Annotated in this window: 18 protein-coding genes; 5 read left to right on the forward strand and 13 right to left on the reverse strand. The window is 63.8% G+C overall.

Annotated elements, in window-relative coordinates; all coding sequences use genetic code 11:
• Positions 1-21 precede the first annotated feature (21 nt).
• Both XI06_RS41070 and XI06_RS41075 read right to left on the reverse strand, forming a co-directional pair.
• Entirely contained in the window at positions 22-396 is a 375-nt protein-coding gene (locus tag XI06_RS41070) for a CsbD family protein (RefSeq protein ID WP_237863060.1), read from the reverse strand.
• Positions 397-457: 61 nt separating this feature from the next.
• Positions 458-1195 carry an SDR family NAD(P)-dependent oxidoreductase gene (locus tag XI06_RS41075; RefSeq protein WP_237871635.1) on the reverse strand — a complete coding sequence of 246 codons (738 nt, stop codon included), beginning with the start codon at positions 1193-1195 and terminating at the stop codon, positions 458-460.
• 98 nt (positions 1196-1293) lie between these two features.
• On the opposite strand from XI06_RS41075, the gene XI06_RS41080 reads away from it, so the two are divergent.
• Positions 1294-2070: an SDR family NAD(P)-dependent oxidoreductase gene (locus XI06_RS41080; RefSeq protein ID WP_271607887.1), complete on the forward strand. Its 777-nt coding sequence runs from the start codon at positions 1294-1296 to the stop codon at positions 2068-2070.
• A 98-nt stretch (positions 2071-2168) separates the two neighbouring features.
• Positions 2169-3056 carry a TauD/TfdA dioxygenase family protein gene (locus tag XI06_RS41085; protein WP_271607888.1) on the forward strand — a complete coding sequence of 296 codons (888 nt, stop codon included), beginning with the start codon at positions 2169-2171 and terminating at the stop codon, positions 3054-3056.
• Positions 3057-3145: 89 nt separating this feature from the next.
• On the opposite strand, the gene XI06_RS41090 is transcribed toward XI06_RS41085, so the two are convergent.
• Positions 3146-3790, reverse strand: coding sequence for a YqgE/AlgH family protein (locus tag XI06_RS41090; RefSeq protein WP_237863064.1), 645 nt, complete (start codon positions 3788-3790; stop codon positions 3146-3148).
• Positions 3791-3932: 142 nt separating this feature from the next.
• Between XI06_RS41090 and XI06_RS41095 the strand changes: the two genes are divergently transcribed.
• The 3 genes from XI06_RS41095 to XI06_RS41105 all read left to right on the forward strand — a co-directional run bounded on the left by XI06_RS41095 (position 3933) and on the right by XI06_RS41105 (position 7362).
• A complete protein-coding gene (locus XI06_RS41095) occupies positions 3933-4772 on the forward strand; it encodes a protein-disulfide reductase DsbD domain-containing protein (RefSeq protein ID WP_237863065.1) in 840 nt (279 codons plus the stop codon).
• 202 nt (positions 4773-4974) lie between these two features.
• Positions 4975-6342: a flippase gene (locus tag XI06_RS41100; RefSeq protein ID WP_237863349.1), complete on the forward strand. Its 1368-nt coding sequence runs from the start codon at positions 4975-4977 to the stop codon at positions 6340-6342.
• Positions 6343-6537: 195 nt separating this feature from the next.
• Positions 6538-7362: a sulfite exporter TauE/SafE family protein gene (locus XI06_RS41105; protein ID WP_271607889.1), complete on the forward strand. Its 825-nt coding sequence runs from the start codon at positions 6538-6540 to the stop codon at positions 7360-7362.
• 154 nt (positions 7363-7516) lie between these two features.
• On the opposite strand, the gene XI06_RS41110 is transcribed toward XI06_RS41105, so the two are convergent.
• The 10 genes from XI06_RS41110 to XI06_RS41155 all read right to left on the reverse strand — a co-directional run bounded on the left by XI06_RS41110 (position 7517) and on the right by XI06_RS41155 (position 17075).
• Entirely contained in the window at positions 7517-8305 is a 789-nt protein-coding gene (locus XI06_RS41110; protein ID WP_237890296.1) for a 3-hydroxybutyrate dehydrogenase, read from the reverse strand.
• Position 8306: 1 nt separating this feature from the next.
• Positions 8307-9482 (reverse strand): patatin-like phospholipase family protein, encoded by a 1176-nt coding sequence (locus XI06_RS41115; protein WP_271607890.1) that lies wholly within the window; start codon positions 9480-9482, stop codon positions 8307-8309.
• A gap of 77 nt (positions 9483-9559) precedes the next feature.
• The gene (locus XI06_RS41120) at positions 9560-10063 is read right to left on the reverse strand and encodes a CAP domain-containing protein (RefSeq protein ID WP_271607891.1); all 504 of its coding nucleotides are present in this window, start codon (positions 10061-10063) and stop codon (positions 9560-9562) included.
• 198 nt (positions 10064-10261) lie between these two features.
• The gene (locus tag XI06_RS41125) at positions 10262-11296 is read right to left on the reverse strand and encodes a sulfate/molybdate ABC transporter ATP-binding protein (RefSeq protein ID WP_271607892.1); all 1035 of its coding nucleotides are present in this window, start codon (positions 11294-11296) and stop codon (positions 10262-10264) included.
• Positions 11286-12197, reverse strand: a complete 912-nt coding sequence (cysW, locus tag XI06_RS41130) for a sulfate ABC transporter permease subunit CysW (protein WP_271607893.1) — start codon at positions 12195-12197, stop codon at positions 11286-11288. Before cysW ends, XI06_RS41125 begins: the two co-directional genes overlap by 11 nt.
• 10 nt (positions 12198-12207) lie before the next feature.
• The gene (gene cysT / locus XI06_RS41135; RefSeq protein WP_271607894.1) at positions 12208-13044 is read right to left on the reverse strand and encodes a sulfate ABC transporter permease subunit CysT; all 837 of its coding nucleotides are present in this window, start codon (positions 13042-13044) and stop codon (positions 12208-12210) included.
• A 37-nt stretch (positions 13045-13081) separates the two neighbouring features.
• Entirely contained in the window at positions 13082-14083 is a 1002-nt protein-coding gene (locus XI06_RS41140; RefSeq protein ID WP_442869496.1) for a sulfate ABC transporter substrate-binding protein, read from the reverse strand.
• Between the two features lie 112 nt (positions 14084-14195).
• Positions 14196-14921 (reverse strand): phosphoadenylyl-sulfate reductase, encoded by a 726-nt coding sequence (locus XI06_RS41145; RefSeq protein ID WP_271607896.1) that lies wholly within the window; start codon positions 14919-14921, stop codon positions 14196-14198.
• Positions 14918-15433 (reverse strand): DUF934 domain-containing protein, encoded by a 516-nt coding sequence (locus XI06_RS41150; protein WP_237863074.1) that lies wholly within the window; start codon positions 15431-15433, stop codon positions 14918-14920. The genes XI06_RS41145 and XI06_RS41150 overlap by 4 nt, the downstream gene beginning before the upstream one ends.
• Complete coding sequence (locus XI06_RS41155; protein ID WP_271607897.1) at positions 15420-17075, reverse strand: nitrite/sulfite reductase; 1656 nt, start codon at positions 17073-17075, stop codon at positions 15420-15422. Before XI06_RS41155 ends, XI06_RS41150 begins: the two co-directional genes overlap by 14 nt.

Consider the following 17075-nt stretch of genomic DNA (forward strand, 5'->3'; position numbering starts at 1 on the left):
ACGAGAGCGCGTGTTTGTCGCTCAGCCGTAATAACGCCAGCGCGGCGGCGGGCGACGGGCGGGGCGCGACATCAGAAGCGCGAGGGCGAAGCCGATGCCGCCCGCGATCAGAAGCGAGCCGAGCGGATTGTCCTGCACCTTCTGGGCAATCGCCTGCGAGCCGTCACGCAAGGTTTCGGCCGGCTTGTCGTAAGCATCCTTGGCGTAGCTGGTGGCGGTGTCCGCGGCGTCACGGACGGCGTCCTTGGCCTGGCCGTAGAGATTCTGCACTGTGCCGGCGGCTTCGCGCGCCTTGCCCGATGCCTGCGTCTGCGCATCGCCTGCGAGATCGCCGACGGCGCCTTCAGCGCGTCCAGCGAATTCCTTGGCCGATCCGACGATCCTGTCCTTGTCCATGATGCTCCTCCTCCGGGGTCAGCCGGAGTAACCGATCAGGCGCAGCGCAGTTCCAATCAGGTCAGAGAATGAGTCCGCCATCGACCACCAGTGTCTGACCGATGATGTAGGACGACAGCGTAGAGGCCAGGAACAGGGCCGCACCGGCCATGTCAGCCGGCGTGCCCAATCGCCGCAGCGGAATGCGCGCCAAGGCGCCCTCGAGCCGCTTGGGATTGTCGGTCGTCACCTTCGTCATCTTGGTGTCGACGAGGCCGGGCGCGATGCCGTTGACGCGGATGCCGTCCTCGGCCCACGCCTCGCCCAAGGTCCGCGTCAAGCCGACCGCGCCGGTCTTCGAGGCGTTGTAGGCGGGATTGCCCATGGTGGAATGATAGGCCGCGGTCGAGGACACCATGATCAACGCCCCCTTCGAATCCCGCAACATGGAATGAAATCGCGTCGCGCACGCCATCAGGCTCATGAGATTGACCTCGACGACCTTGCGAAAGCCCGCCATCTCGAACTCGCCGCGGCGATAGATCACCGCGCCCTGCGCGAGCACGAGAATATCAAGCTTGTCGAAGGGCGGCTTGAACTCCTCGATCGCGCTCGTCTTGCTGACGTCGAGCTGCGCGTAGGCAAGACCGGCGAGATCGGAGCCCTCCTCGACCGAATATTCCGCTGCACGCGCGCGCGTGCCGCATACCGCAACGCTAGCGCCTCTGGCGCGAAACGCCTGTGCAATACCATTGCCGATACCGCTGGAACCACCGACCACCAGCACCTGCTTGCCAGAGAAATCGAGCTCGTTCGCCATCGCGGCCTCCCCCTTTGTCTTGCTTGTTTGACCTGTCTGCGGATCGATGCCAGCCTTGTCCATCTCACAACAAGAAACAAGAGACCACGAGGAAACACATGCCCGAGTTCAAGCTCAGCCGCTCCGTGAAGGGTCTGACCGTTCTCGTCACCGGCGCCGCCAGCGGCATGGGCCGAGCCACTGCACGCGTGTTCGCTGGCGAAGGCGCCAACGTCGCCGTCACCGACTATGACGAGCAAGGCGCGAGCGCAGTTGCCAAGGAGATCGCGGCGAGCGGCGGCTCGGCGAAATCGTGGAAGCTCGACGTCGCCGACGGCGGCGAAATCAAGCGCGTGGTTGGCGATGTCGCCGCGCATTTCGGCGGTCTCGACATCGTCATCAACAATGCCGGCATCTCCGTGCGCGTCGCGATCGACGATGAGGCTTATGAAGATGCCTGGGCCAAGGGCATCGCGGTGATGCTGACGGCGCATCCACGCATCATCCGCGCCGCGCTGCCGCATTTGCGCAAATCGAAATCGCCACGCATCGTCAACATCGCCTCGACCGAAGCGCTCGGCGCCACTGCATTGCACAGCCCCTATTCGGCGGCGAAGGGTGGCGTTGCGAGCCTGACGCGCTCGCTCGCAGTCGAGCTCGGCCGCGAGGGCATCACGGTCAATTGCATCTGCCCGGGCCCGATCCGCACCGCCATCACGGACCGCATCTCCGAGGAGCACAAGACCATCTACGCCAAGCGCCGCACCGCGCTCGGCCGCTACGGCGACCCAGAAGAGGTCGCGCATATGACGCTGAGCCTGTGCCTGCCGGCAGCGTCTTTTCTTACCGGTGCGGTGATCCCGGTCGACGGCGGGCTGATGGCGCGGAATGCGTGAGAGCCATGCGCGGCGAGCGTTGACAACCACTGTTACGAGAGTAGCTTTTTCACCGACAGAGCGGGCCCAACCGCTCGCAATTCGTGGGAGAGAACGCCATGTCGATCGCCATCCGGCAGCTTCAGAAGCATTTTGTCGGCGAGGTTTCGGGCCTCGACCTGCGAAAGCCGCTCACGCCGGATGAGGCCCGCGAGATCGAGTCCGCCATGGACAAATATGCGGTGCTCGTCTTCCACGACCAGGATATCAGCGACGAGCAGCAGATAGCGTTCGCGCTGAATTTCGGTCAGCGCGAGGATGCCCGCGGCGGCACGGTGACCAAGGAAAAGGACTATCGGCTGCAGTCCGGCCTCAACGACGTCTCCAACCTCGGCAAGGACGGCAAGCCGCTGGCAAAAGACAGCCGCTCGCATCTGTTCAATCTCGGCAACTGCCTGTGGCATTCCGACAGTTCGTTCCGCCCAATCCCGGCAAAATTCTCGCTGCTGTCAGCCCGCGTGGTGAACCCGAAGGGCGGCAACACCGAATTCGCCGATATGCGCGCGGCCTATGACGCGCTCGACGACGAGACCAAGGCGGAGATCGAGGACCTCGTCTGCGAGCACTCGTTGATGTATTCGCGGGGATCGCTCGGCTTCACCGAGTATACCGACGAGGAAAAGGCGATGTTCAAGCCGGTGCTGCAGCGGCTGGTGCGGACCCATCCCGTGCATCGCCGCAAATCGCTGTATCTGTCATCGCATGCCGGCAAGGTCGTCGGCATGAGCGTGCCGGAAGGTCGGCTGTTGCTGCGCGATCTCAACGAGCACGCGACGCAAGCCGAGTTCGTCTACGTCCACAAATGGAAGCTGCATGACCTCGTGATGTGGGACAACCGCCAGACCATGCATCGCGTCCGCCGCTACGACCAGTCGCAGCCGCGCGACATGCGCCGTGCGACGGTGGCGGGGACCGAGCCGACGGTTCAGCAGCAGGCGGCGGAGTAGCGTCAATCCAGTAGCGGGTGTCATCGCCCGGCTCAAGCCGGGGCATGACAGCGGAAGGTGACACGCGACTGCAAAGTCGCCCCACCCAGCTACGCGTGCCCGGCCTCGTTCGACAGCATGCCGGGATCGATACCGATCTTGCGCAGGGCGCGGCCGTATTTCTCGTCGACGTCGTCGCCGAAGATCAGGTCCGCGTCCGCGTCGCAATGCAGCCAGCCGTTGCTCTGGATCTCGGTCTCGAGCTGGCCAGGCCCCCAGCCGGCGTAACCGAGCGCGAGGATGGCGTGCTTGGGGCCGGAGCCGTTGGCGATCGCGCGGAGAATGTCGACCGTCGCGGTGAGGCAGACGCCGTCATCGATCCGCAGCGTCGCGTTCTCGATATAGAAATCGCTGGAATGCAGCACGAAGCCGCGGCCGGTGTCGACCGGCCCGCCGCGCAGCACCTTCATGCTTTCGGCATTTTCGGGCAGCTTGATGTGCTCGCCCTTCTTGACGATTCCGAGCTGCTCCAAGAGCTCCGGAAAGTCGATGCTGCCCGCGGGATGATTGACGATGATGCCCATCGCGCCTTCGGCGGAATGAGCGCAGAGATAGATCACCGAGCGCTCGAAGCGGGAGTCGCCCATCACCGGCATCGCGATCAGGAGCCGGCCGTCGAGGTAAGCGGCGGAATTGGGGAGCCTGGGGCCTGTGCCGCGGGTGCTTTCGCCCGTCCTCTTGCCTGTGGGAGCCATCGGTGAAGCACTCCGGTTTGAATTCCTATCCTGATGTCGGGCCGCCCTGCTGTCAAATCAAGGCTTGCAGAGATATGATTCGGGTGCATCCATCACAAGCAATTCAATGGTTTGACCAGGGGCGACCCTGTAAAGACGTGCCATGCTGACCAGAGTTCCCCTGCATGCGGCGATTGGCGTCGCAACAACCTTGCTTGCGTCGTCACTGGCGATCGCTGCCCATGCCGACGATGCGTCGCCGTGGCAGCGCGACGGACATTCCGCGGTGCGCCTGCTCGCGGGATCGCGCAGCGGCACGGTGCTGCTCGGCGGTATCGCTGTCCAGCTTGAGCCCGGCTGGAAGACCTACTGGCGCATGCCGGGCGATTCCGGCGTTCCGCCGCGGTTCGACTTCTCCAAGTCAGACAATGTCGAAGCGGTGACCGTGATGTGGCCGGCGCCACTGAAATTCGACGACGGCGCGGGCGGTCATTCGATCGGCTATCACGACCAGATCGTGCTGCCCTTGCGTATCGTCGCCAAGGCGGCCGACAAGCCCGTGACGCTGCGCGCCGAGATCAACTACGCGGTCTGCGAAAAGCTTTGCATTCCCGTCGAGGCCAATGTCGAGCTCGGCTTCAACAACGTCGCATCGACTGAAGACGGCAATTTGCGCGCAGCACTCGACGCCGTGCCGAAGCCCGCCAATATCGGCGACCCAAATCCGCTGACCATCCGCGACGTCAAGCGCGACGGGCCAAAGAACGTGGTGGTCGATGTCGTCGCGCCCGAAGGCAGCAAGGTCAATCTGTTCGTGGAAGGGCCGACGCCGGAGTGGTCGCTGCCCATTCCCGATGCGGTCGAACACAGCCCGCCCGGGGTGAAGCGATTTTCCTTCGAGCTCGACGGATTGCCGCCGGGCGTCAAGCCTGATGGCGCGGCGCTGAAATTGACGCTGGTCGGGCCGGACAAATCGTACGAGTTCAATACGAACTTGCAGTGAGGCCGAACTGCCGAAGGCGCGTCAATTGCGCTGCCGGCACTCCACATTCAGCGGTCGTCCCAGACAAGCGCCGTGCAGCGGCGCGCAGGTCCGGGACGACACCGAGGGCGGCGCGACCGCGTTCCCACCCAACCGAATCTTAACGAATGGTTGCTAAGTCCGGAGGCTGCCGCGACATGCGGACGCCTGGGGATTGTTCGACTTGGCCGTGATGGATGCAGAACCCGCAACGACCGGACCGGCCGGCCTGATCGCACGGTTGCGCGGAAAACTGACGGGCGGCTCGAGCGAAGCATCGCTGACGCGGCGGTTGGCCGGCACCATCTTCATCATTCGCGTCATCAGCGCGGGCCTCGCCTATTTTTCGCAGGTGCTGCTGGCGCGCTGGATGGGGACGTCCGACTACGGCATCTATGTCTATGTCTGGACCTGGGTGCTGCTGCTCGGCAGCATGATGGATTTCGGCATCTCCGCTTCCGCGCAAAAGATCATTCCGGAATATCGCGCCAGCGGCGATCACGCGCTGCTGCGCGGCTTTCTGTCCGGCAGCCGCTGGCTGACCTTCGCCGTCTCTGCGCTGGTGTCGCTCGCGCTTGCGGGCATCGTCAAGCTTTTCTCGCCATGGATCGATCCGGCCGAGGAGCTGCCGCTCTATATCGGCTGCATGACGCTGCCGGCCTTCGTCGTCGCCAACACCCAGGACGGCATCGCGCGCTCGCATGACTGGATGCAGCTTGGCCTGATGCCGCAATTCATCATCCGCCAGGCGCTGATCATCGGCATCACGGCGTGCGCCTTCCTGCTCGGCTATCATCTCGGCGCCATCGCCGCGATGGTGGCGAGCGCAGGCGCAGTCTGGATCGCGATGACCGGGCAGATGGTGGTGCTGAACCGCAGGCTCGCCGAGCACATCGCGCCGGGCCCCAAGGCCTACGACATCAGCGGCTGGCTCGCCGTCTCGCTGCCGATTCTCTTGGTCGAGAGTTTTTATTTGCTGCTCTCCTACACCGACGTGCTGGTGCTGCAGCAGTTCCGCCCCTCCGACGAGGTCGGCGTCTACTTTGCCGTGGTGAAGACGCTGGCGCTGGTGTCGTTCATTCACTACGCGATGTCGGCGACGACGGCGCATCGCTTCGCCGAATACAACGCCAGCGGCGACAAGGCGCGCCTGTCAGCCTATGTCGCGCATGCGATCGTCTGGACATTCTGGCCATCGCTGGCGGCAACCATCGTGCTGCTCGCGCTCGGCAAGCCGCTGCTCTGGCTGTTCGGACCACAATTCGTTGTCGGCTACGACATCATGTTCGTCGCGGCCGTCGGCCTCGTGGTGCGCGCCGCGATCGGTCCCGTGGAGCGGCTGCTCAACATGCTGGGCCAGCAGAAGATCTGCGCGCTCGCCTATGCGCTGGCGTTCGTCATGAACGTCGTGCTCTGCATCGCGCTGGTGCCGCGCTTCGGCGGCCACGGCGCCGCGGCCGCGACCTCGATCTCGCTGACCTTCGAGACCGTGCTGCTGTTCTGGATCGTGAGACAGCGGCTGGGGCTGCACGTGCTCGCGTTTGGTAAATAGGTACGACGCACGCCCAGCTGCGCGTTGTTCCGGGGACGACTGTTTCCAGTTGAGCGCGCGAAACAGGCGAAACCTCTCTCCCCAGCCACTCCGCAGCATAATTTTTCTTATTCTGTCCAACAGGTTGCGTCGCGGGGAAAGTTTATCCTACGTCATATTGCCCAACTGACGAGATAAACCTAGATTCTCCCTGACATGATTGATCCGCTCTACGTTGCTTCGGGTTTCGGCGTCGGCCTGCTTGTCGGGTTGACCGGCGTGGGAGGCGGCTCATTGATGACGCCGCTCCTGATCCTGCTGTTCGGCATCCACCCGACCACGGCCGTCGGCACCGACCTGCTCTATGCCGCCGCCACCAAGACCGGCGGCAGCGTGGTGCATGGCTGGTCACGTAGCGTGCATTGGCGTGCGGTGCTGCGGCTGGCCTGCGGCAGCATTCCGGCGAGCGCGCTGACGCTGCTGGTGCTGTGGAAGCTGGATCTTCGCAGCGATGCCGAGCGCAACCTGGTCAATCTGGTGCTGTGTTTCGCGCTGATTCTCACCGCGACATCGCTGATCTTCCGCAAGTCGATCATGGAGCGCTATCGCCGCCGCATGGAGCAGCTCGACGAGCGCACCATCACGATTGCGACCGTGATTACGGGAGTCGTGCTCGGCGTGCTGGTCTCGATCTCGTCGGTCGGCGCCGGCGCCGTCGGCGTAACCGTGCTGCTGTTGCTCTACCCGCGCCTGCCGATGGCAACCATCGTCGGCTCCGACATCGCGCATGCGGTGCCGCTGACGCTGGTGGCGGGCATCGGACACTGGATGCTCGGCTCGGTCGACTGGGGTCTGATGGGCGTGCTGCTGCTGGGCTCGCTGCCCGGCATCATCATCGGCAGCTACGGCGCAACACGCGTGCCCGAAACGGTGCTGCGCTTGGCGCTGGCCAGCGTCCTTGTCGTGGTCGCCAGCAAGATCATGTTCGCGGAGCTCAACCTGCAATCTGCGATCGTAACGGCATTGGCCTGGAGCCATTGAGGCACGAGACCACAGCCCGGTCCCCGGTATCGTAGGGTGGGCAAAGCGAAGCGTGCCCACGACCTTTTTCGTGATCGAGAGAGATGGTGGGCACGGCGCTTTCGCGCCTTTGCCCACCCCACGCTGTGTCGTCTGGGACGACAGAACGCGGCCGTTACTCCGCGGTCCAGCCGCCGTCGATCGACAAATTGGTGCCGGTGATCTGCGCAGCGTCGTCGCTACACAGGAACAGCGCAAGGGCGGCCACCTGCTCCGAGGTCACGAACTCCTTGGTCGGCTGCGCGTCGAGCAGCACGTCGTTGATGACCTGCTCGCGCGTGAGGTTGCGGGCCTTCATCGTGTCCGGGATCTGCTTCTCCACCAGCGGCGTCCAGACATAGCCGGGGCTGATGCAGTTGCAGGTGATCTTGCTGGTTGCGACCTCCAGCGCCACGGTCTTGGTCAGACCGGCGATGCCGTGCTTGGCCGAGACGTAAGCCGACTTGAAGGGCGAAGCGACCAGCGAGTGCGCCGAGGCGGTGTTGATGATGCGGCCCCAGCCCTTCTTCTTCATGCCGGGAACAGCGGCGCGGATGGCATGGAAGGCCGAGGACAGGTTGATCGCGATGATCTGGTCCCACTTCTCCGGCGGGAATTCCTCGATCGGCGAGACGAACTGGATGCCGGCATTGTTGACGAGGATGTCGACCGAGCCGAACGACTTTTCGCCGAGCGCGATCATCCCGGCGATCTCGGCCGGCTTGGTCATGTCGGCGGGCGAGTAGACCGCTTTCACGCCGAAATCGGCTTCGATCTTGGTGCGCTCCTTCTCGATGTCCTCGGGCGAGCCGAAGCCGTTGATGACGACATTGGCGCCGGCAGCGGCAAACGCGCGCGCGTAAGCAAGGCCGATGCCGCTGGTCGAACCTGTCACGACGGCGTTCTTGCCTGAGAGAGTACCCATGTTATTCGCTCCTTTTTGGCGGGGGCGCGGTGACGTCCCCCGTGAGATCGTAGGTCACCATGGTCTCGCCGGACTGCGGCTTCTCGAGCCAGTCCTTGTGGCGCATCGACAGATGCACGTCGCGCACGCCGCTTTCCCAGTGCTCGACCATCGCGACATGCGAGAAGTCGTAGTCCTTGGACGAGGATTCGTAGTTCTTGCTGCGATAGATCAGGTGCACCACCGTGACAGTGCTCTCACGAGAGACCTTCGCGAGGAACTCGACGGATGGGTCGTTCTTGAGATAATCGGGCAATTTGGCAATCAGCTCGCGCGCCGCCCTGCGGGCGTTGTGCAACTGCTTGTTCTTGTCGGTGTTCATGCGCGTGCGGCTGGAGAAGCGGATGTCCTTCTCGCGCTCGGTGGCCTCGAGCAGCGAATTCGGCAGGTCGCCGCGGGCGCTGAACAGATCGACCTGGAAGATCAGCATGTCGCGATCGACCTCGGCATCGAGCACGAAGTCGAGCGGCGTGTTGGAGGCGATGCCGCCGTCCCAGTAATGCTCGCCGTCGATCACGACCGACGGAAACCCCGGAGGCAGCGCGCCCGAGGCCATGATGTGCTCCGGGCCGATCTGCTTGCCAAGCTTCTTGAACTCGTAATTGTCGAAATATTTGAAGTTGCCGGAGGTAACGCCGACGGCGCCGACCGAAAGCCGAGTCTTCAGATCGTTGATGCGGTCGAAGTCGACGAGCCGCTCCAGCGTCTTCTTCAGCGGCGCGGTGTCGTAATAGCTCTCGGCCTGCGGGCTGCCCGGCGGCCAGAGCGGCGCGGGCGGGACGCGCGGGGTGAAGAAGCCGGGCACGCCGAAGGTCGCGATCAGTGCGGCGCTGGTGGAATTGAACAGCTCGCGGCTGTGGTCGCTCTTGCCGATCGGCTTCCACGGCACCGGCGCGGACACCATCTCCCAGAATTCCTTGAGCCGCTTGACGCGGATGTGGCCCTCATTGCCGGCAATGATGGCGGCATTGACCGCGCCGATCGAGATGCCGGCAACCCATTCGGGCTCGAAGTCGAAATGGCACAGCGCCTGATAGGCGCCCGCCTGATAGGAGCCGAGCGCGCCGCCGCCCTGGAGAACCAGGACGCGCTGCGCCTTCGCGGGGACTGTTGCGACTTCCGGACTATGATCTGTCATTCGGGAACAATAGCAAAAGGCGAGCCACCGTGGCGACAGTCTGTCGCGACGTCAATGCGTCAGGGATCAAGTCTGGCTTATCGGGGATCGGTTGAGGCCAGGATCATGGTCCAGAACACCTTGTATTTGGTCCCCGGAGCATAGCTCGCCGCGATGCCCAATTTTGTGACACCACTCTTGAGCATGTTGGCCCGGTGCGGAGGCGAGTCGCGCCAGCCGGAAAACGCTTCCGCCAGCGTATGATAGCCGGCCGAAATGTTCTCGACCGCCACGGTCGCCGGATAGCCGCCGGCATTGAGCCGCTTGCCCAGGGGGGCGCGGACGTCATGGTCCATTTTGTTGGCGGCGGCCATGGCGCCCGACTGGGACTCGGCGAGCCGCATCAATTCGGGGTCGATCTCCACAGTGCCGAGCCCGTTGTTCTGGCGATATTGCGAGATCATGATCGCGGCGGCCGGCGCATCAAGCTTGGCGCCCGGGACCGCCATGTCGGCATACATCGAGGGCTGCTGGACCGGCGCTTCATTGCCGGCGCAGCCGGCGAGAAGCAAAGTGAGAAGGATCGCGGCCGCAGCGCGCATGTTCAGGGGCCCCCAAATGAGGGGCCGTTGTTGCATACCAACCGTGGCTGAAAGGTGAATTTTGAGGAAAATCGTATCCGTCATTCCGGGGCAGCGCGCAGCGCCGAACTACGGTGCGCAAGTGCGCACCCGAGAATCTTGCTCAATAACCTCGAGATTCCGGGCCTGGTCCTTCGGACCATCCCGGAATGACGGAGCTTAGCCCGTAAAGATGCGGTAGCGGCGGGGCTCGAGGCCAATAGTGTCGCCGGCCCGCAGTTCCCGGTCACGGGGCGCGTCGATCTCGATGGTCTCGCCGCCCGAGAGCGCGACCTCGGCCCGCTGCACCGGGCCGAAATTGCGGACATGCTGGACCGCGCCCTCGAAGGCGCCCGAGCCGGGCGGGCCGATCAACATGTCATGTCGCCGCACGAACAGTTTTGACGCGCCAGGCGCCAGGCCCTCCGCTGCAAGATTTAGCGAGCGGTCGCCGAACCTGACCACGCCGCCCTCGACTTGAACCGGCAGCTCGATGGATTCGCCGATGAAGCCGTGGACGAAGGCGGTCGCGGGCGTCTCATAGACGTCGTCCGGCGAGCCGATCTGCTCGATCCTGCCCTTGTCCATGACGACGACGCGGTTGGCGACTTCGAGCGCCTCCTCCTGGTCGTGGGTGACGAAGATCGAGGTGACGTTGATCTCATGGTGCAGCGAGCGCAGCCATTTGCGCAGTTCTTTCCGCACCTTCGCATCGAGCGCGCCGAACGGCTCGTCCAGAAGCAGGATGCGCGGCTCGATCGCGAGTGCGCGGGCAAGCGCGATGCGCTGGCGCTGGCCGCCGGAGAGCTGGCTCGGATAGCGGTCGGCGAGCCAGTCGAGCTGCACGAGATCGAGCAGTTCCTTGACCCGGGCGCGGATCGCCGTCTCATCCTTGCGGATCGCGCGCGGCTGCACGCGGAGGCCAAAGGCGACGTTCTCGAATACGCTCATATGGCGGAACAACGCGTAGTGCTGGAACACGAAGCCGACATGGCGCTCACGCGCGCCCTGCGCCAGCGCATCCTCGCCGTTGATGAAAACCTCACCCGCATCAGGCCAGTCGAGTCCGGCGACGATCCGCAGCAGCGTGGTCTTGCCGGATCCGGACGGCCCGAGCAGCGCCAGCAACTCGCCACTGTCGACCTTGAGGTCGACACCGTCGAGCGCGGCAAAACTGCCGAACTTCTTGACGAGATTTTTGACTTCAATGGTCACGGGATTCTTCTCCGTCCTCTAGCCGGCGCTCCAGGATGGTCTTTGCTATCAGCGTGATCAGCGCAAGCATGGCGAGCAGCGAGGCAATCGCGAAAGCCGCGACGAATTGATATTCATCGTAAAGAATCTCGACGAGCAGCGGCATGGTGTTGGTCTCGCCGCGGATATGGCCGGAGACGACAGAGACCGCACCAAACTCGCCCATCGCGCGCGCATTGCAGAGCAGGACGCCGTAGAGCACGCCCCATTTGATATTGGGCAGCGTGACGCGGAAGAAGGTTTGCAAGCCGGAAGCGCCGAGCGAGATCGCGGCTTCTTCTTCCTGCGTGCCCTGCTCCTGCATCAAGGGGATCAGCGCGCGCGCCACGAAGGGGAAGGTCACGAATGTCGTGGCGAGCGCGATGCCGGGCACCGCGAACAGGATCTGGATGTCGTGATCCCTCAGCCAGCCGCCGAAATAGCCCTGCGCCCCGAACAACAGCACGAAGACGAGACCGGAGATGACCGGACTGACCGAGAACGGCAGGTCGATCAGCGTGATCAGGAAGGTCTTGCCGGTGAATTCGAACTTTGCAATCGCCCAGGCCGCAACGAGACCGAAGATGAGATTGACGCTGACCGAGATCGCGGCGACGACCAGCGTCAGCTTGATCGCGGCCAGCGCCTCCGGCTCAGACAGCGCCGCGACATAGGCAAGAATACCTTTGGAAAAGGCTTGCGCGAACACCAGCACCAGCGGCAGCACGACAAAGATCGACAGAAACACGATCGCCAGCGCGATGATGGCGATGCGCACCGCCTGCGGCTCGGTGCGGAGATTGTTGCGCGCGGCCGCGGCACGGGCGCGTGCCTTGGCCTCGGGCGAAGACAGCGAAACGGTATCGGCGATCTGCATCGTCATCGTCCCACCCTCATCGCTCTCCTTCCCGGTGCTGCGCCCAGCGCTGCAACCGGTTGACCGCGAAGATGATGACGAAGGAAACGACGAGCATGACCACCGCAATCGCGGTTGCATCGGCGTAGCGGAATTCGGAGAGACGGATCACGATCAGCAGCGGCGCGATCTCGGAGACGTTGGGCAGGTTGCCGGCGATGAAGATCACCGACCCGTATTCGCCGACCGCGCGCGCGAAGGCGAGCGCGAGCCCCGTGAGCAGCGCCGGCGCGAGCGAGGGCAGGATCACGCGGATAATGGTCTGCCAGCGGCTCGCGCCCAGGCTGCCGGCGGCCTCCTCGATCTCGGGGTCGAGATCCTGGAGCACCGGCTGCACGGTACGCACCACAAACGGAATGCCGATGAAGATCATGGCGACGAAGATGCCGAGCGGCGTGAACGCCACCTTGATGCCGAGCGCGGCGAGCGGCACCCCCAGCCAGCCCCTCTCGGCGAACAGCGAGGTCAATGCGACGCCGGCGACCGCCGTCGGCAGCGCGAAGGGTACGTCGACGATCGCATCGAATAGCCGCCGGCCGGGGAAGCGGTAGCGCACCAGCGCCCAGACGATGATGCCGCCCATCACGAGATTGACGCAGGCGGCCGCGAACGCGAGCCCGAAGGAGATGCGGAGCGCGTTCAACGTACGGCGACTGGAGAGGATGGCCCAGAACTGGTCGGGACTGAGCTCGGTTGACTTCAAAAACAGGCCGGCAAGCGGAATCAGGATGATGACGGACAGCCAGGTCAGCGTCAGTCCCATCGTGAGACCGAAGCCCGGCAATGTTCGGCGTCGTGCTGCGATTGCGCTCACCTGGGCCCCCCGCTAAAGCCTCTCAAGCGGCGTCAGATCAGTTCTTGTAGATCTGGTCAAAGATACCGCCGTCGGCAAAATGGTCCTTCTGGGCCTTGCTCCAACCACCGAATACGTCGTCGATCGTGAAGAGCTCGACCTTGGCGAAGGAATTTTCATATTTCTTGGCGATCTCGGCATCGCGCGGACGATAGAAGTTGCGCGCGGCGATCTCCTGCCCTTCCTTCGTGTACCAATATTGCAGATAGGCATCGGCGACGTTGCGGCTGCCCTTCTTGGCGGCGACCTTGTCGACGATGGCGACCGGCGGCTCGGCAAGGATCGATTGCGGCGGCGCCACGATCTCGAATTTTTCCGGGCCGAACTCCTTCAGCGCGAGATACGCCTCGTTCTCCCAGGCCAGCAGCACGTCGCCGACGCCGCGCTCGACAAAGGTCACAGTCGCGCCGCGCGCGCCGGTGTCGAGCACCGGCACCTGCTGATAGAGCTTTCCGATGAAATCCTTGGCCTTGTCGGCGGAGCCGTATTTCTTCTGCGCAAAGCCCCAGGCGGCAAGATAATTCCAGCGGGCCCCGCCCGAGGTCTTCGGGTTCGGCGTGATTACGGCGACCCCTGGCTTGATCAGATCGTCCCAGTCCCTGATGCCCTTGGGATTGCCCTTGCGTACCAGGAACACGATGGTCGAGGTGTAGGGCGATGAATTCTGCGGCAGGCGCTGCTGCCAGTCGGCCGCGATGAGGCCCTTGCCGGCGATGGCATCGATGTCATAGGCGAGCGCGAGGGTCACCACATCGGCCTGCAAGCCGTCGATCACCGCCCTCGCCTGCGATCCGCTGCCGCCATGCGACTGCTTGATCTCGACGCTCTTGCCGGTCTCCTTCTGATAGGCGCTCGCGAACGCCTTGTTGAACTCGACATAGAGCTCGCGCGTCGGATCGTACGACACGTTCAGAAGATTGATGTCAGCGGCGAGAGCCGAGCTTGCCCAAAGCAGTCCTGCAGCGAGCGGAACGATACGACGCACCATGTCCATCTCCATTCACTTCGATGACGTCGATGTCAGCGAAGGCATGCAGGCGAAACTCGTGGCGAAACGCTCTCAAGTCAACGGAAGCGGATTTTCTTGTTCGCAAGCCCGCAGCGCGACTGTGCTACGAAGTCTTCGTCGTGTGGATGCCGCATTCTGTCTTGGCGCGGCCGCGCCAGCGACCCGCGCGCTCATCCTCGCCCTCGGCGGTTCTGCTCGTGCAAGGCATACACCCAACCGAGCGAAAACCCGATGCCGCAAGCGGGTGACGCGGCAATTTGGCGCGGACGAAAATCGCCTCGAGTTCCTCGCGCGAGACATTGGAGAACGGGTTGAACTTCAACCGCGCGCCATCGTCCTCGACGACCGGAATATCGGCGCGCGTATTGCCCTGGAAACGCTTGCGACCGTTGAGCCAGGCCGAGAACGGCCTGAGTGCACGCGCGAGCGGCTCGACTTTGCGGATGCGGCAGCAGGCGTCGGGATCGGAGAACCAGAGGTCGCGGTCCGGATCTTCGCGCGTCAGCGTCTCCTCGGCAGGCTTGATCGAACGGACGTCCTTCAAACCCAGCGTTTCGATCAGCGTATCGCGATAGGCCAGCGTCTCCTCGAACAGCCAGCCGGTATCAAGAAAGATCACGGGGATCGCCGGGTCGACGTCCGCCATCACCTTCAGCAGCGTTGCTGATTCCGTACCGAAGGACGACACCAGCGCGAGCTTCTCACGGCCGACCGCTTTCAGCGCGGCCGCGACGACCTCCGCAGGCGAGGCGTCGCGCAAGGCACGATCGAGCTCCGCCGCTGAAGGTAGCGTGGAAACGGACGAGACTTGAGGTGCGATGGCGTTCACGTGCCGACACCCTCGGAGTGACGCAGCTGCATGCGCCGGTGCAGGGCCGTGATACGGCCATCGCCGGTCGGCTGGTAGAACACGGAATAGCGTTTTGCGGTCTGCATGAAGGCTTCCGCATCGGCCTGCTTCTTGACCTCGAAGGAATCGAAGCCGGCGCGCAGCATGAACACGAACTGGTCGCGCAGGATCTGCCCCGTAGCACGCAGCTCCCCGCGATAATTGTAACGCTCGCGCAGCAGCCGGGCCTGGCTGTAGGCGCGCCCGTCACGAAAGGTCGGGAACACCAGGGCAACGGCGGCGATCTTGCCGAGATACGGCACGAGCTCGTCGATGTCGCGGTTGTTCGGCCAGATCACGCCGACCCTGCCGGCGCGCTTCAGCAACGCATCCGCCTCGGCGATGAAACGCTCGGCCGGCACCAGGATGTCGCCGCTCTCGGGCAACGGCGTGTCGACGGCCAGCTTGACGAAACGGTCGTCGGCGATTTTTCCGCCATTAACGAGTGGCATAGACGCGCTCCTTGAAGGGTTCGACGCCGAGCCGCTTCACCGTGTCGATGAACAGCTCTTCGGGCCGCTCGCGCAGCGCAAGATAGGCTTCGACAACGTCTTCGATGACGTCGGCGACCTCGTCGAACTTGACGCCGGGGCCGATCAGATTGCCCAGCGCCGCGCCCTCGTCGGCCCGGCCGCCGATGGTGATCTGGTAAACCTCCTCGCCGTTCTTCTCGACGCCGAGAATGCCGATATGGCCGACATGGTGATGGCCGCAGGCGTTGATGCAGCCGGAGATGTTGATGTGCAGCCGGCCAATCAGATTGGCGAGCTCGTGGTTGGCGAAGCGCCGCGTCAGCTCCTGCGCGATCGGAATCGAGCGCGCATTGGCCAGCGAGCAATAGTCCAGACCCGGGCAGGCGATGATATCGGTGATCAGGTTGACGTTCGGCGTCGCCAGCCCGAGCTTGTCGAGCGCCTTCCACAGCGCCGGCAAATCGCGCTTGGCGACGTGCGGCAGCGCCAAATTCTGTTCGTGGCCGACGCGGATCTCGCCGAAGGAATATTTGTCGGCGAGATCGGCCAGCGCATCCATCTGCTCGGCCGTGGCGTCGCCCGGGGGCTTGCCGATCGGCTTCAGCGAGATGGTGACGATGGAATAGCCCTGCACCTTGTGCGGCGCGACCGAGTTCTTGCGCCACGCCTCGAAGTCGGCGTCCGCCGCGGCCTGACGCAGCTCGTCCGGCATGTGCGGCAGCTTTTCGTAAGCGGGATAGGTGAAGCGCGAGCGGATGTCCTCGATCACCTCGTCGTCGATCTGGAGCGAGGAGTTGCGGATGTGCTGCCACTCCTCCTCGACCTCGCGCGAGAATTTCTCGATGCCGAGCTCGTGCACCAGGATCTTGATGCGGGCCTTGTAGATGTTGTCGCGGCGGCCGTACTGGTTGTAGACGCGCAGGATCGCCTCGATATAACTGAGGATATCGCGGCCATGCACGAAATGCTTGATGGTCTTGCCGATGAACGGCGTGCGGCCGAGGCCGCCGCCGACGAGCACCTCGAAGCCGGTCTCGCCCTTCTCGTTCTTGATCAGCTTCAGCCCGATGTCGTGGATCTTGATCGCGGCGCGATCGTGGTCCGACGCGGTGATCGCGATCTTGAACTTGCGCGGCAGGAACGAGAATTCCGGATGCAGCGTGGTGTGCTGGCGGATCAGCTCCGACCAGATGCGCGGATCCTCGATCTCGCCGGGTGCGACACCGGCCCACTGGTCCGAGGTGACATTGCGCATGTTGTTGCCGGAGGTCTGCATCGCGTGGATGCCGACCTTGGCGAGATCTTCCAGCGCGTCAGGCAGCTCGGCGAGCTTGATCCAGTTGAACTGGATGTTCTGCCGCGTCGTGAAATGGCCATAGCCGCGGTCATATTTGCGCGCGACATGAGCCAGCGCCCGCAGCTGGTCCGTCGCCAGCGTCCCGTACGGGATCGCGACGCGGAACATGTAGGCGTGCAATTGCAGATAGACGCCGTTCTGGAGGCGCAGGATCTTGAACTCGTCCTCGGTGAGCTCGCCCGAGAGGCGGCGCTTCACCTGGTCGCGGAACTCCGAGACGCGCTCGTTGACGAGCGTGCGGTCGATTTCGTCGTAAGCGTACAT

Origin of the sequence: Bradyrhizobium sp. CCBAU 11434 (genome assembly GCF_028128895.1) — a bacterium.
Classification (GTDB): Bacteria; Pseudomonadota; Alphaproteobacteria; order Rhizobiales; family Xanthobacteraceae; genus Bradyrhizobium; species Bradyrhizobium zhengyangense.

Bases quoted from the DNA above. Each gene is read 5' to 3' on its own strand.
- XI06_RS41080 (WP_271607887.1), top strand. From the start codon at position 1,294: ATGCCCGAGTTCAAGCTCAGCCGCTCCGTGAAGGGTCTGACCGTTCTC.
- XI06_RS41150 (WP_237863074.1), bottom strand. From the start codon at position 15,433: ATGCCACTCGTTAATGGCGGAAAAATCGCCGACGACCGTTTCGTCAAG.
- XI06_RS41075 (WP_237871635.1), bottom strand. From the start codon at position 1,195: ATGGCGAACGAGCTCGATTTCTCTGGCAAGCAGGTGCTGGTGGTCGGT.
- XI06_RS41115 (WP_271607890.1), bottom strand. From the start codon at position 9,482: ATGACAGATCATAGTCCGGAAGTCGCAACAGTCCCCGCGAAGGCGCAG.
- XI06_RS41120 (WP_271607891.1), bottom strand. From the start codon at position 10,063: ATGCGCGCTGCGGCCGCGATCCTTCTCACTTTGCTTCTCGCCGGCTGC.
- XI06_RS41105 (WP_271607889.1), top strand. From the start codon at position 6,538: ATGATTGATCCGCTCTACGTTGCTTCGGGTTTCGGCGTCGGCCTGCTT.
- cysW (WP_271607893.1), bottom strand. From the start codon at position 12,197: ATGACGATGCAGATCGCCGATACCGTTTCGCTGTCTTCGCCCGAGGCC.
- XI06_RS41110 (WP_237890296.1), bottom strand. From the start codon at position 8,305: ATGGGTACTCTCTCAGGCAAGAACGCCGTCGTGACAGGTTCGACCAGC.
- XI06_RS41090 (WP_237863064.1), bottom strand. From the start codon at position 3,790: ATGGCTCCCACAGGCAAGAGGACGGGCGAAAGCACCCGCGGCACAGGC.
- XI06_RS41095 (WP_237863065.1), top strand. From the start codon at position 3,933: ATGCTGACCAGAGTTCCCCTGCATGCGGCGATTGGCGTCGCAACAACC.
- XI06_RS41070 (WP_237863060.1), bottom strand. From the start codon at position 396: ATGGACAAGGACAGGATCGTCGGATCGGCCAAGGAATTCGCTGGACGC.
- XI06_RS41085 (WP_271607888.1), top strand. From the start codon at position 2,169: ATGTCGATCGCCATCCGGCAGCTTCAGAAGCATTTTGTCGGCGAGGTT.
- XI06_RS41140 (WP_442869496.1), bottom strand. From the start codon at position 14,083: ATGGAGATGGACATGGTGCGTCGTATCGTTCCGCTCGCTGCAGGACTG.
- XI06_RS41155 (WP_271607897.1), bottom strand. From the start codon at position 17,075: ATGTACGCTTACGACGAAATCGACCGCACGCTCGTCAACGAGCGCGTC.